This window comes from Mangrovactinospora gilvigrisea, from assembly GCF_001879105.1.
Classification (GTDB): Bacteria; Actinomycetota; Actinomycetes; order Streptomycetales; family Streptomycetaceae; genus Mangrovactinospora; species Mangrovactinospora gilvigrisea.
In genome coordinates, this window is record NZ_MLCF01000052.1 from 42032 (window position 1) to 55454 (window position 13423).

Here is a 13423-nt window from a genome sequence, read left to right on the forward strand (position 1 = left end):
CGCCTCGCACTCGACGGCATCAAGCCGGTCTATCGCCTCCTGCATACGGAATATCCCTGTTCCTGAGCTTCCAGCAACCGCCTCAGCTGGAGCGTCGTGGTGACGGGATATGCAAGCCCGGTCACCGACCCCGAAGTATTCGCCTGCTACCGCCAGCGCCTGCATCCCCGGATCGACGGGACAACGACGGCCCCCCAGCGGGCGGGTGAGGGTATGTCCGGGTCGGGCCCACGCGCGCTCCGTACGACGCGCCGTGGCCAAAAAACGCCTCAAGCGCGCCGGGATCCGCCTGGCCACCTGGAAAAAGGACCTCACCTCCTGACGCATGACGCACACCGACCGGGCCGTGTCCTCCCGAATTCCATGATCCTTTTGTGGGATACCTGTGCTGTGAACCTCCGCACCGCGTCCCTGGCATCGCTCACCGCCACCCTCATCGCCCTCGGCGCCCTCCCTGCCGCGGCCACCGGCAAGGCCGACACACCGCCCGCCGACTGCCCCACCGACGCCGTCTGCGCCTACACCGGCGAGCACTACACCGGCACCCGCACCGTCGTTACCGACACCCAGGGCGGCCTGTGCGCCACCATCCCCGCAACCCGATCGATCTTCAACAACATGAAGCGGGGCACCGACGGCGGCCAGCGTGTCGTCTACCCCTACGCGGACAGCAACTGCCGCGACGCCGGCTTCGCCGACAAGTACAAGGTGGGCGCCCTCAAGGGAGCGTCCTTCGACGGCGCCACGGCCGTTAGGGTCACCACCAACTACCTCGGCGGAAGCCCGAGTCGGCCCACGAGGCCCAGCCTGATCCACACCCTGCTGAAGCTCCCGCACACCACCCGCTGACCGCGCCCGCCGACCCAGCCGGCCCCGCACGTCCTCGACATCCCGCTGCCTTCGCCCCCGCTGCCTCTTGAGTGGAGCAGCGTCGGGTGCGAATGGCGGCACGGTGTTCGCTCCTTCGGGTCACGCGGCTGGCCATCCTGCCAAGGGCTGCCGATGGCACGGGTGACGAGTGGGGAGCGAATCCCCCGCACACCATCCGAGGAGAGCTCTATGCGTCGCATCGCCCACACCATGCTCATCGCCGGGTTCGGCTTGTCCGCCGTCCTGGGGGGCCGCCACCACCGCAGCCGCCCAGGGATACACGACGGGCATCGCCTGCGTCATGGGAGGCGGCCGGATGGTGGACACCGGGCGCGCGGACGCTATCTGCATGGGCGGCTCCCACGACGGCGACCGCATCAAGGTGGGGAACGAGCCGGTGCCATACCTGCCCTCGATCTCCAGCCTCGGCCTGTAAGCCACACCAGGCGCCTTCTCGGACGCCCCCCACCCTGGGGTGGGGCCACGCCGGGGACTGCTCGGGGACTTTCGGGGCTGTCACGGGGACGTCCCGGGGACTTTCGATCATGTGAACCGGAAAGGCCCCGACAGCCCTGAAAGACAGTAAGCCGCAGCTCAGCGCCCCGGGGTCAGCACTCGATGACGTTGACGGCCAGCCCGCCCCGCGAAGTCTCCTTGTACTTGACCTTCATGTAGCCGCCCTCCAAGCACCGACCAGGGCGATGTCTGCCGCCGGCTGCTGAGGTTCGGCTCCACCGTGGTGCTCGGCGTACCGTAGAAACGCGGCGGAGGGGCCCGCCGACAACCGCGGCAGCTGCCGCCAACGGTCCCTACCCGAGAGACAAGCGGGTGGGAGGGACTGTGGCTGGCATGGATAGCGCTGTCGAACTGGAAGACGCCCTCGACCGTTTGGCCGAGCTGGTGGTATCGACGGACTCCGCCGCGGACCTGGCCAACGTCCGTCGGCGTATTGGAAGGCGGCGTCTGCGGGTGCTGGTGGCCGGGGAGGCCAAGCGCGGAAAGTCGACACTGATCAATGCCCTGCTGGGACAGCCACTGCTCCCGATGGGCGTTACCCCGTTGACCTCGGTGGCGACAGTCGTACGGCGTGGCTCGGTCGAGCAGGTCACTGCTGAGTTCCGCGACAGACGGAGGACCAAACACCTGCTGAGTGAGCTTCCGGCACTGGTCACTCAGCACGGCAACCGGGACAACGAACTCCATCTGGTTGAGGTGCAGGTGAAGTTGGCCGACGCCAGCCTTCCAAGCGGCGTGGAACTGGTCGACAGCCCGGGCAACGGTTCGGTGCTCCGCCTTGATCACCACGCATGACCGATGGTTCCTGGACCGCGTCGCCACCCACATCCTCGCCTGGGAGGGCGAAGCCAACTGGTAATGGCTCGAGGGCAATTTCGCCGGCTACCAGGCGAACAGGCCCGCCCGGCTCGGGGACCTGCGCTCGCGGATCAATCACGGCGCCTACCGCCGGCTGGCCCGGGGCTGACGCCCCGTCGACTCACACGATCGTCGCCGACCTGGTGGCGGGCAGCAGTTGCCCATGCCCGACCCGCCGCCGTGTCCACCGCCAGCGCCCTTCCCCACCATGCCGGAGGGCCTTCTCCCGTTCTCAGCCGATCCGAGGCGTCAGTGCGGATCTGCTTCCGCCGAAAACACCGGGACGCAGGCGGCATGACGGCTCTACTGTGACGAGCTATCAGCTGTCGCAGTCCAAGGACCCATCATGACCCTTCAATCCGATCCCCTTCTTGGCGAGTGGTGGCGCCAGGAAGACCCGGATCACCGAGTACCCGGTCTCCTGACCCGCGTCGACGACGAGTACCTTCTGACGCTAAGCGGAGGCCTCGGCACCTTTCCCGAAGCTGCCGGAATCTCCCTGCTGACGCCGACTGCCATCTGCGGCCATGCCGGAAAACACGACATCACGCTCCTTGGAGCACACTGGACCCACCGCGCCGGGGCCTTCGACGTCGACGGGGCCACCGTGGACACCGCCCAGCACTGGGGCGGCCACACTCTGCTGCGCGGCGGACATTTTGCTCCCGACGAGCACTTCACGCGAGCCAGGTTCGATGTCACGCACCTGGACTACTGGTGGCCCGTGCATCCACCAAGTGGCGAAGACGGCGCCGCTGGCCGCCCCGTGACTAAGGTCGTCTCCTGCGGTGCCGTGATCCTCTCCCTGGAAGCTCGGGTCCAACGCAAGTGGGCGAACCACCCGCGCAGCTGGGCGTTCACGGAGCGGCACTCCATTGACGTCCAGGTGGAGGAGGGCTACTCGCTGGACGAGCTGAGACGGCGGGTGATCCAGCCGGTCTGCCAGCTGCTGTCGATCGTCACCCATGAGCCGTGCAGGGCCAGTCGGTTGCTCCTGTGGCCGACCGACGCCGAAGGCCCCCTGGCCCCGGTCGAGGTTGATCCCGATGTCGCCACCGACCCGCCCCGACACGCCGTCAGCCCCTTGTTCACCGCGATCGAGATCGAACCCGCGCGGATTCTGCCGACGTGGCTTTCGCTCGCCTGTGACCTTCCCTTCCCGGTAGGTGTCGCCGAGAAGCAGGGCAAGGCCAACTTGGAGACGCAGGTCGTCGAGGCCGTGACCGCCGCCGAGACCCTTCAGCGCTGGCTATCCGCGCGGCACGGGGGGCCGCACCGCCCCTCGGCGCTTGCAGCGAAGGCCGAGGCGGCTTTGAAGCATGCTTCGGGCCTTACCGACGAAGAGAAGAAGAAGGTGGTATCCGGAGCGCGCTTCATCGAGACGTCCCTGCGTGATCGTTTGCTTGGCCTGGTGGACCTGTTGGGGGCTGAGGTCGTCGAGTGGCTGTTCAATGGCGAGGTAAGGCGATGGAGCCATGTTGCACAGCATGCCCGCAACTCCTTGAGCCACGGTTTCGACACCACCGCGCCGCTCGATTCCGACGAGATCGGCAAGCTGATCGGGGTACTCCACACCACCCGGGCCGTCCTCCAGCTGAGTCTCCTCGTCGAGGCAGGGGTCCCGGCCGGCCCCGAACTCCTCGCGCGCCTTGAACGTGACCCGCATTTCATCGCGATCAAGGGGCAGCGAGTGGCCGACTGGATCGCACTCGCCCGGAAGATCGGCTGATACAGACAAAGGCGGAGCTGCGTGCTGCGGCCCGCCCGTGCCGCGCACCTGCGCGATCGCCTCATCGATCCGGAACACTGTCCACTGCTTGCGGGCCGCGATCCACAGCACGCAAGCGCCTTAAGAAGGGACTGCGGCCTCCGGCGCCGCGCAGCGGGATGCCCGCGCCACGCGGGCGTCTGGTGACCGTGCCCGCCGTCATGCCCGTGAGCAGCTCGATGTGCGTGGTTGCTACTCCGGATTCCAGGTACAGGTCGGCCAGCAGCTTGTCCGAGACACGAAGCGGCTGCGGGAAGCGGGCCCTCAGTCTGCCTACGTCGACAGGGACAGGGCCAACAGCATGGCGCCGCAGCACTCGGCTGACGGCCGGATCGGCGTACAGGGCCTCGATCAACTCGATGTCCCTGGGGCCACTGGCCGATGGCAGCCCTCCAACCCGAACCGCCATCCCCAGCTCATGGGCGTTGCGCAACACTGCACCCCGGGAAGAGCCGATCTTGTCAGCGACCTGATGCGCACTCAGATCGGCCTCGACAAACAGATCGGACAGCTGCTGCGGGCTGATCCTCGCCCTGGTGATCCGACCGGCGCTACCTGGCCCGCGGCGCCGAATTCCCAGGTCGGCAAGCAGCTTTCGGACCCTGCGCGGGTACATACCCAGTAGGGGTCCGATATCGGTCGAGGACCATCCTTGCTCCGCGTACAGCTGCTCCAGGTGAGGTCGGAGTCGGACCGGTGGACCGGCGCCGCGGTGGCCGCCTTCCCCGCGCGAGCGTCGCGGCATACCGGCGCCCTGCAGCATCCGTGCAACCCGTGCGCGGGGCAGGCCGGTGCGTCGGGAGATCTCGCGTGCAGACAGCCGTGTCATGACAGCGTTCGACCAGGCCGGGGACGACGGCGCGCGTCTGTGAGCGCCCAGCAGCCGGAAGGTCTCCTCAAGGATGTCGGGGTGTCGGGGCCCCGCCCGTTTGGGGCAACACCATCCACGAGGGGGCTGGATGCTTCGCGATGACCAAGCCGGTGCAGCGGCGCTTGCCCGAAGACGAGCGCGCGCGGCGCGGGCCCGCGCGCTTGTCGTTGCCAAACGGCTCGAGCGGCTGGGTGCAGACGCCGATCCTGCCATTCAGGAATTGCTGCGAGGAGCGGCTGTCTGCCACTTGGACAGCGCGGCCCGGCAGGAGTCCACAGCCAGTCACCTGTACAGCCAGGTTGATCAATGAGCTTCAGGCCGGCGCCGGACGCGGGCCTCAGGGCCGTACGCCGAGGATGGCCGGGTATGCCTCGCGCCGCCGATTGACGATCATGGCCAAACTTGCGGCTGCCGTCCTGACGCAGTTCATCCAACCCCTCACCGAACCGGCCCGCACCTGCGCGGGAGATGGTCCACCGGGCGACTGGAGCACGCCGACATCTGAGTCACCGCATCGGCGGCAAAACGGGAGACGATCAACTGACTGCAGCCACCCACCGTTCAACCGCAATTGGCCGTCCATGGGGACTTCCCGATGGCCTCCGCCGCTGCAGCCGACCAGACTCGGATGCGGGCGCGGTCGCCTCCTGGTGAACAACGTCGGTCGCGGCGCCCGGCGCAGTCCGCTCCTCACTCGGGAGAGGCCGAGCCGGGGTTGGACGGGCGGGTGGTATCGGCGGAGCGCTCGGCACTTCAACACCCGCGTCGGCCGGCAGGCCCGTCGCCGCCCCCGCACGGGGTCCCGGTGCACGAAGGGCGCCTGTCCCCTCGATCCCGCTCGGGCGCCCGCCTGTCGTTGCCATGACTGCAGCGGGCGACCGGTGCTCCCCTCCATCCTGCCGCTACAGGAAGAACGCCTCTGTGTACGAGCCGGTTGCGGGTGGGGGGCGAAACTTTTTCGGAAGCCGGCGGCCGAAGCCGTTTCGCGCGGGGAGGGGCGGCTCGTTGCGGCGCGAGCCCGCGGTGGATGGATCTCCGGTCCCGGTCGAGATTCGGGCAGACGGAGCCATGGGCAGGACGCACATCGGCCGTCCATCGTCTCGGGGACCTGACGCGCGTTCAGCCCGCGGCGCTGTCGCACGCCGCGAGAGGCAACATCCTGCATTCGATTCCTCGGCACCCGTCTGCCGGGTTGCTCATGATGGTCCGTCACGCCCGGCTATGCCTACGCGGGGATGTTGAGCCTCCATGTCGCGCGGCGCCTTGCGGTCTGTTCACCCGATCGGCCGCGCAGTACCGCAGTGGTCGGAATGCCCCGTTCGCGTGGCATGGCGTAACGGATCCTCACCCCGGTCGGTTGAAGTCTCCGGGTAGGACGGGATCACCCGTCCGGTGCGGCCGCAGCCCCCTGTTGTGCACCTGCAGGGCTGCGGCCGCCCTCGCGGCCAGCGGCCGCCAGTCGACCCGACCAGGGCACCGCCCTTCACGCCCGGCCCATCGGCGAGCCCGAGCCGTCCGAGGCCGAGGGCAGCGGCGGCGGACCGGCGCACCTGTCCAGATGCAATGCGCCGGGAGGCGGCGCCGGCTGCGCACCGACAGGTGCGGCGTCCAGCGGAGGCGAGGGAAAACGTGCGGGCGCCGATCGGTGGGTCGGCATGCAGAACGTGACCCCAATGACCAATATGAGCGCTATGTCGCACACATCGAGGCCCGTGTCCCCGGCCGTCGCCCGCCAGAACCAGGACCTGCTGAGCAGCCTGCCGTTCTCCGACACCCAGGACTTCAAGGACGCCACCCGCGGCCTGCTGGGCACGCGGACCCCGAACGCCATCACCAACCCCGCGGGCGAGGTGGTCTGGGACAACGACACCTACGCCTTCCTTCACGGCGAGGCGCCGGAGACGGCGAACCCGAGCCTGTGGCGGCAGTCGACGCTCAATGCCATCCAGGGCCTGTTCGAGGTCGTGCCCGGCATCTACCAGGTCCGCGGCTTCGACCTGTCCAACATCACCTTCATCGAGGGCGAGCGCGGGGTCCTGGTGCTGGACCCGCTGGTGACCGAGGAGACGGCGGCCGCGGCGCTGGCGCTGTACCGCGAGCACCGCGGGGAGAAGCCGGTCACCGGCGTGCTCTACACCCACCCGCACGTGGACCACTTCGGCGGGGTGCGCGGGGTGACCACGCAGGAGGAGGTGGACGCCGGCCGGGTGCCGATCATCGCCCCGGAGCAGTTCACCGAGCACGCCGCCTCCGAGAACGTCTACGCCGGGACCGCGATGTCGCGCCGCTCCGCGTACATGTTCGGCGCGGCGCTGGCCCGCGGCCCGCACGGCGCGCTGGGCACCGGGCTGGCGCAGACGGTGGCGACCGGCAACATCACGCTCATCGCCCCGACCCTGGAGATCACCGCCACCGGGCAGAGCGAGACCGTCGACGGCGTGGAGATGGTCTTCCAGATGGCGCCCGGCACCGAGGCGCCGGCCGAGTTCCTGGTCTACTTCCCCGCGCACAAGGCGCTGTGCTCGGCCGAGGATGCCACCCACACGCTGCACAATCTGCTGACCTTGCGCGGTGCGTTGGTGCGCGACCCGCACGCGTGGTCGAACTACCTGACCGAGACCCTGGATCTGTTCGGGGCCGAGGCGGAGGTGGTCTTCGCCTCCCACCACTGGCCCACCTGGGGCAACGAGCGGGTCACCCGGTTCCTGTCGGAGCAGCGCGACCTGTACGCCTACCTGCACGACCAGTGCCTGCGTCTGATCAACAAGGGCTGGACGGGGATCGAGATCGCGGAGGAGCTGAAGCTGCCGCCGGCACTGGAGAACGCCTGGCACGCCCGCGGCTACTACGGGTCGGCCAGCCACAACCTCAAGGCGATCTACCAGCGCTACATGGGCTGGTACGACGGAAACCCCGCGCACCTGTGGCAGCACCCGCCCGTCGAGCAGGGCAAGCGCTACCTCAAGCTCGGCGGCGGCGCTGACGCCGTGGTCGAGCAGGCCCGTGCGGCGTTCGAGGACGGCGACTTCCGGTGGGCGGCGGAGCTGGCCAGCCATGTGGTGTTCGCCCAGCCCGAGCACGCCGGGGCCCGGGAGCTGCTGGCCGACACCTTCGAGCAGCTCGGCTACGGCGCGGAGAACGGGGTGTGGCGCAACATCTACCTGTCGGGGGCCACCGAGCTGCGCGAGGGCACGTTCGGCACGCCGACCGTCTCGGGCTCGGCGGACGTGCTGTCGGCGCTGACCCCGGAGATGCTCTTCGACGCCGTCGCCATCCAGGTCAACGGCCCCAAGGCATGGGAGGAGAAGCTGACCGTCGACGTGGTCCTGAGCGATGTTGACCGGCGGTTCCGGCTGCGGCTGGCCAACGGGGCGCTCACCTACAGCGCGGCACCCCAACAGGGCGACGCGGATGCCACCTTGACCGCGACATCCCGGGCCCTGCCGGCGCTGGCCACCGGCGGGCTGTCCGCCGATGCTTTGGCGAAGGCGGGCATTGGGGTGGCCGGCGACGCCGCGGTCCTGGCGCGACTTGCGGCGGTCCTGGACCCGGGTGACCCCGACTTCGCCATCGTCACCCCCTGAGCAGCTGCCCACTCCCCGAGTGCGAGGTCGGCCGGCGGCGGCGGCGGCGCGACAGCCTGAGTTGACCTGCCTCGGAGGTGCCGCTTCCGCATCGCGGCCAAGTGCGCCGAGCCTGGGATCTCGGCGCGATACTCAGCCCAGGCCGCGGCCACGCGGTGCCGCGCCTCGCCGCATCCTGACGGTGGCCTGTAGCGCGTGCAGCCCGGTCGAACGGAGTGCGTCGGCCACCGCGTGGTCCCGCAGGTCGCTCCCGCAATCAGCTCGCGAGCCGCCAGCAGCCTCGGTGGAAACCAAGGTCCGCGCCCGGCCGAAGCTCGGGCGCGGACCGTCGGCGCGGCGCGGGGCGGTGTCCTGCGGAGATCGGCAACCCCGGCGGCACCCCAGCGCCCCACCCACGACGATCCTTGATCATCGCTGACGCCACGTCAACTGTCGCCCGGCGGCGCCGGCGCCCACGGCCGGTTCGGGGCGCGCCGGTTCCGGCCACCGCCGGAGTCGGCCATGGCGGAGCCTCCCGAGCGCCGCGCACCTGTGCCACCGTCGGACGGGGCGTCCCGTCGCCAACGCCATCCGGGGCGTCGCTCCCCGGTGTCAGTACTCAGCGGCCGAGGCGTATCGGGACGGGCGCCTGGGTGCCGGGGCAGCGGATGACTCCGGCGCCCAGCGCCGGGGCGGCACTCGGTCCGCTGGTCCTGGTGCTCGGCGGGGAAGACGCCAACGATGCTTCAGAGATAGACATAGGATGTTTCTGGTGCCAAGGTGAGACGCCGCTCGCCGCACTGGAGGATCCTTGCACCCCGCGCAGCCGCCCCGCCGGCCCTTCACCGTCAGCCGCAGGACCTTCCTGTCCGCGGCCGGGGTCACCCTCGCCGCCACCGTGGGCACCGCCGCGGCCGCCGCCCCCGCCACCGCCGCACCCACGACGGCGACTGCGAAGGCGGCCGCGAACGGCCCGACCTTTCCGCCGACCCTGACGGAGCTTCAGCCGCGCGACGCCGCCTCCGTCCAGGCCCTGCTCGCCTACGACCCGGCGACCGACCCCAACGCCCGCTACATGCGCAGCCGCGTCCCGCTCGCCCGCCGCATCGACGGCGCCCGCGCCACCCAGGCCAACCCCAAGCTGGACCCCAGGCCCCGCATCACCAGCCTCAACCACTACTACAACCAGCCGCTGGCCGGCGCCCCCAGCCTCGTCGACACCCGCTACGGGTACGACCAGCACCCCTACATCACCCGCTTCGCCCAGTACCAGGACATCCTCGGCGGCTGGATGGGCGCCCAGAACCTGCCCAACCCCGGCTACGTCGACGCCGCGCACCGCAACGGCACGATCGCCCTCGGCATCGTCTTCCAGCCCTACATCTCCGCCACCCCCGGCGCCGTCCCCGACTTCCTCGCCCGGGACGCGGCCGGCAACTACCTGATCGGCGACAAGCTGGTCGACCTCGCCGGCTACTTCGGCTTCGACGGCTACTTCCTCAACATCGAGGGCAAGACGATCACCGAGGGCCAGGCCGCCGACCTCGCCGCGCTGTTCGACGCCATGCACGCCCGCGCCCGCGCGAACGGCATCGACCACTTCCACCTGCAGATCTACGACGCGCTGTGGACCGACGGCAGCGGCGAGTACGAGAACCGCTTCGACGCCCACAACGCCGGCTGGGTCAACCCGGGGCACACGGCCGACAGCATGTTCATCAACTACGCCTGGCCGAAGAACATCCCGACGACCTCCTCCTACCACCACGACGCCGACTACGTCACGCCCTCGGTCGCCCTCGCGAAGGAGCGCAGCCTCGACCCCTTCGCCACGCTCTACTTCGGCCTGGACATCCAGGAGGAGAACGACGGCCGCCACCTCAACGCACTGGACTACTTCGCCTCCGAGGTCGTCCCGCTCAACGGCGACGGCGCGGCGGTGGCCAGCCTCGCCCTGTTCGTGCAGTCGGACCGGACCGTGCAGCGCACCCGCGACCAGCTCGGCGACCAAGCGGGCGACCCGGCGCAGCTCTACCCGGCGATCGACGTCGCCGATCGGAAGTTCTGGTCCGGTGCCGCGCAGAACCCGGCCGTGCAGCCCGTCCCCGTCCACCCGAGTCCCGTGGAGGCGGCCGCCGTCGACTACGTCCCCCGCTACGGCATGGCCAACTTCGTCCCCGAGCGCTCCGTGATCGGCGCCGCGCCCTTCACCACCCGCTTCAACACCGGTCAGGGCGACGGCTTCCGCCTCGCCGGCGCCCGGGCGGGGGCGCGGGCCTGGTACCACATCGGCATCCAGGACGTGCTGCCCAGCTGGCAGTGGTGGACCCGCGACGCGGCCACCGGCGAGACCGGCGGCGACAGGCTGCTGTCCGCCGACTACGAGGGCGGCGCCGCCTACAACGGCGGCTCCTGCCTGCGGATCGAGGGCCGGCTGGGCGGGGAGCTGGCCACCGAGGTGCGGCTGTATCGCACGGCACTGGACGCCGGCCGCGCGCTGGAGCTGTCGCTGCTGGTCAAGGCCGTGACCGCGGGCGCGGGCGACCGGCTGCGGTTCGGCCTCTCCTACGGCGATCGGCCGACAGCCACGCAGTGGCTGAGCCCGGTCGGCGCCGCGGTGGACGCCGGCGAGGGCTGGCGGCGCCTCACCTTCCGGCCCCGCCCCCGCCGCGGCGCCACCGTCACCGCCCTGTCCATCGGCGCCTTCGGGACGGGCGCGGCGGCCGACTTCGCGGTGCGGGTGGGCGAACTGCGGGTGCTGGACGGGGCGCTGGGGCGCCGGCCGGCGCGCCCGTCCGGCTTCCGGGTGGACGCCACCTCGGCCGGCGCGACCGGCCTGGTGTGGCAGGCGGCGGAACGCGGCGTCTGGTACTACGACGTGCGCACCGCGGGTCCCGCCCCGCAGTGGCTGGGCCGCATCAGCGGCGACGCGGTGGTGGTCGAGGCCCTCCCGTCGGGCACGAGGCTGACGCTGGTCGCCGTGGGCTTCGACGGTGCGGAGAGCGCACCGGCGACGCTGACGGTGCGCTGAAGCATCCGCGCTCATCGACGACGGCGGCCCCGGACCGCAAGGGTCCGGGGCCGCATCGGATCACACCGCTGGGGTCAGGCGCGGCGCCTGCGGGCCATCAGCCACACCCCCGCGCCGCCCGCGACGGTGATGGCGGCGATGGCGCCGGCCAGGGTGGTCCAGTCCTGGACGCCGGTGCCGGCCAGTCCGCCGCCGTGCCCGGGGTGGGGGCCGATGTGCGGCGGGAAGGTGTTGGTGATCTCCACCGCCGCCGAGCCGTCGACAGCCACCGCGCCGTCGCTGCCGCCGGTGGAGGCGCGGTAGGTGACGGTGTCTCCGGTGGGGATGTGGGTTTCCTTCACGGTGCAGTGGGCGCCGTCCGGGACGGTGATGGTGCGGTGCTCGCCGTCCTTGAGCGCGAAGGTGCGGTCGGCGTCCGCCAGCGGCACCTCGCCCTCGCCCGTGGTGCAGGCCAGGGTGAAGGCGTAGGGGCCGGCGGCGCCGCCCACCACATGCTTGGTGACCGTCAGCTCGGCTCCGGGGAAGGTGTTGGTGATGGTGATCGTCGCGGTGCCGGTGGAGTCCTCGGTGACGATCGCCGGGTTGTCGGGCGAGCCGTGGTCGACGCTCGCCTGCGCCGCGCCGCCGGTGTCGACCTCGGAGGCCCAGCAGCGGGTGTTGACCGGCAGCGGCCCGACGGTGACGGGCTTGTCGGCGCTCACCTGGTAGGTGCGGTGCAGCACCAGGTCGCTCGCCCCGCCGCTGCCGTTCGGCAGCGCGCAGTCGACAGTGGCGGAGAAGGTGCGTCCAGCCGCATAGCCGGCGGCGTCGCCGGTGACAGCCTTCTTCAGCTCCAGGTGCCCGAAGACGAAGTCGTTGGTGATGGCGGCCGTCTCCACGGTGGGGGTGCCGAAGCTGGGCTTGATGGTGACCGTCACCGGGTTCGACGCGGGGTGGTCGGTGCTGCCGCCGCGGGCCGAGGTCTCCCACACCTGGCAGGTGGCGCCGGCCGGGATGCCGTCGAGGGTGACCGGCTTGTCGGCCGCGACCTTGTAGTCCTGGTCGATCACGGTGCGCGGCACGTGGCCCTGCGGGTGGATGGTGCAGGTGACGTGGTAGGTGAACGGGACCTTCTTCAGGGCACCGTCCAGCTGATCGGGATGCCTGCCGAGGTGCTTGACCAGGCGCAGCTTGCCGTACGCCAGCGCCACGCCGACCTGGATCGGCTCGTTCGGCTGCAGCACCCGCGGGTCGGCAGCCGCCCGCAGCGCCCGAGCCCGGCCCGGCGCGGCCGGCGGGACAGGGGCCGTCGAACCCCCGCGGTCGGTGGTCTCGTTGTGGGCGTAGGAGTTCCAGGCGATGGTCGGGTCGCCGTTGTGGGTGACATCCAGCGGCGTGTCCATCGCCCAGGTGATCTCATCGATGCCGCCCGGCGCCAAGGGGGTGGGGAAGTTCAGCTCCAGCCGCATGCCCACCGCCCGGCTGCTGTAGCCGTCGTCCCAGGTGCCCGAGCCGCACTGCGGCGAGGTGGAGCCCGCGCCGCCCATGTTCAGATCGTCGGTGCACAGCGGCTCGCTGTTCTCGTAGGCCACCTGCATGTCGCCGGGCCCGCTCAGAGTCGGCCGGGAGGCGAGGGTGGGGCGGTTGTCCCAGGCGGTGCCGCGGGACTGATCGATGATCACGCCCTTGTCGCCCTGGACCGGGAAGCGGTCCACGATCCGCATCGCCGTGCCCGGCTCGGTGCCGGCGTTCTGCAGCCGCATCAGGTAGTGGTAGCGGTCGCCCGGGTTGACCAGGGCGATGCACGGGTTGGCGGTGTACATCCGGCCGTCGGGGCCGGTGAGGGAGAGGCAGGAGGAGTCGCCGACCGGCACCGTCTTCTTGCTGCTGGTGTTGTACCAGCCGAGGCTGTCGTTGCCGGAGACCCACTTGCGGGCCTGGAAGGCCGCGCCGGACTTGGCGGTCAG

General features: G+C 70.6%; 8 protein-coding genes. 6 read left to right on the forward strand and 2 right to left on the reverse strand.

Going from position 1 to position 13423, the window contains the following annotated elements:
- Window positions 1–390: 390 nt before the first annotated feature.
- The 4 genes from BIV57_RS25115 (at window position 391) to BIV57_RS11250 (ending at window position 3973) form a co-directional block, all read left to right on the forward strand.
- Window positions 391–849: a peptidase inhibitor family I36 protein gene (locus BIV57_RS25115; protein WP_071656593.1), complete on the forward strand. Its 459-nt coding sequence runs from the start codon at window positions 391–393 to the stop codon at window positions 847–849.
- Between the two features lie 322 nt (window positions 850–1171).
- Entirely contained in the window at window positions 1172–1306 is a 135-nt protein-coding gene (locus BIV57_RS26400; protein ID WP_265736987.1) for a hypothetical protein, read from the forward strand.
- Window positions 1307–1719: 413 nt separating this feature from the next.
- Window positions 1720–2181 (forward strand): dynamin family protein, encoded by a 462-nt coding sequence (locus BIV57_RS11245; protein ID WP_071656594.1) that lies wholly within the window; start codon window positions 1720–1722, stop codon window positions 2179–2181.
- A 409-nt stretch (window positions 2182–2590) separates the two neighbouring features.
- Window positions 2591–3973: an ApeA N-terminal domain 1-containing protein gene (locus tag BIV57_RS11250; RefSeq protein WP_071656595.1), complete on the forward strand. Its 1383-nt coding sequence runs from the start codon at window positions 2591–2593 to the stop codon at window positions 3971–3973.
- 61 nt (window positions 3974–4034) lie between these two features.
- Here the strand turns inward: BIV57_RS11250 and BIV57_RS11255 are convergent, their stop codons facing one another.
- Window positions 4035–4628 (reverse strand): hypothetical protein, encoded by a 594-nt coding sequence (locus tag BIV57_RS11255; RefSeq protein ID WP_071656596.1) that lies wholly within the window; start codon window positions 4626–4628, stop codon window positions 4035–4037.
- Window positions 4629–6574: 1946 nt separating this feature from the next.
- Between BIV57_RS11255 and BIV57_RS11260 the strand changes: the two genes are divergently transcribed.
- Window positions 6575–8467: an alkyl/aryl-sulfatase gene (locus BIV57_RS11260; protein WP_175548727.1), complete on the forward strand. Its 1893-nt coding sequence runs from the start codon at window positions 6575–6577 to the stop codon at window positions 8465–8467.
- Window positions 8468–9257: 790 nt separating this feature from the next.
- Window positions 9258–11477, forward strand: a complete 2220-nt coding sequence (locus BIV57_RS25990; protein ID WP_071656598.1) for an endo-beta-N-acetylglucosaminidase — start codon at window positions 9258–9260, stop codon at window positions 11475–11477.
- Between the two features lie 74 nt (window positions 11478–11551).
- On the opposite strand, the gene BIV57_RS25120 is transcribed toward BIV57_RS25990, so the two are convergent.
- Window positions 11552–13423 (reverse strand): DUF5979 domain-containing protein (locus BIV57_RS25120; RefSeq protein ID WP_245797556.1); only part of this gene is annotated, 1872 nt, incomplete at its 5' end.

What these genes read in the sequence shown, in the direction of transcription:
- BIV57_RS26400 (WP_265736987.1), top strand. Translation starts at nt 1,172, where the DNA reads ATGGGAGGCGGCCGGATGGTGGACACCGGGCGCGCGGACGCTATCTGC.
- BIV57_RS11245 (WP_071656594.1), top strand. Translation starts at nt 1,720, where the DNA reads ATGGATAGCGCTGTCGAACTGGAAGACGCCCTCGACCGTTTGGCCGAG.
- BIV57_RS11255 (WP_071656596.1), bottom strand. Translation starts at nt 4,628, where the DNA reads ATGTACCCGCGCAGGGTCCGAAAGCTGCTTGCCGACCTGGGAATTCGG.
- BIV57_RS11250 (WP_071656595.1), top strand. Translation starts at nt 2,591, where the DNA reads ATGACCCTTCAATCCGATCCCCTTCTTGGCGAGTGGTGGCGCCAGGAA.
- BIV57_RS11260 (WP_175548727.1), top strand. Translation starts at nt 6,575, where the DNA reads ATGTCGCACACATCGAGGCCCGTGTCCCCGGCCGTCGCCCGCCAGAAC.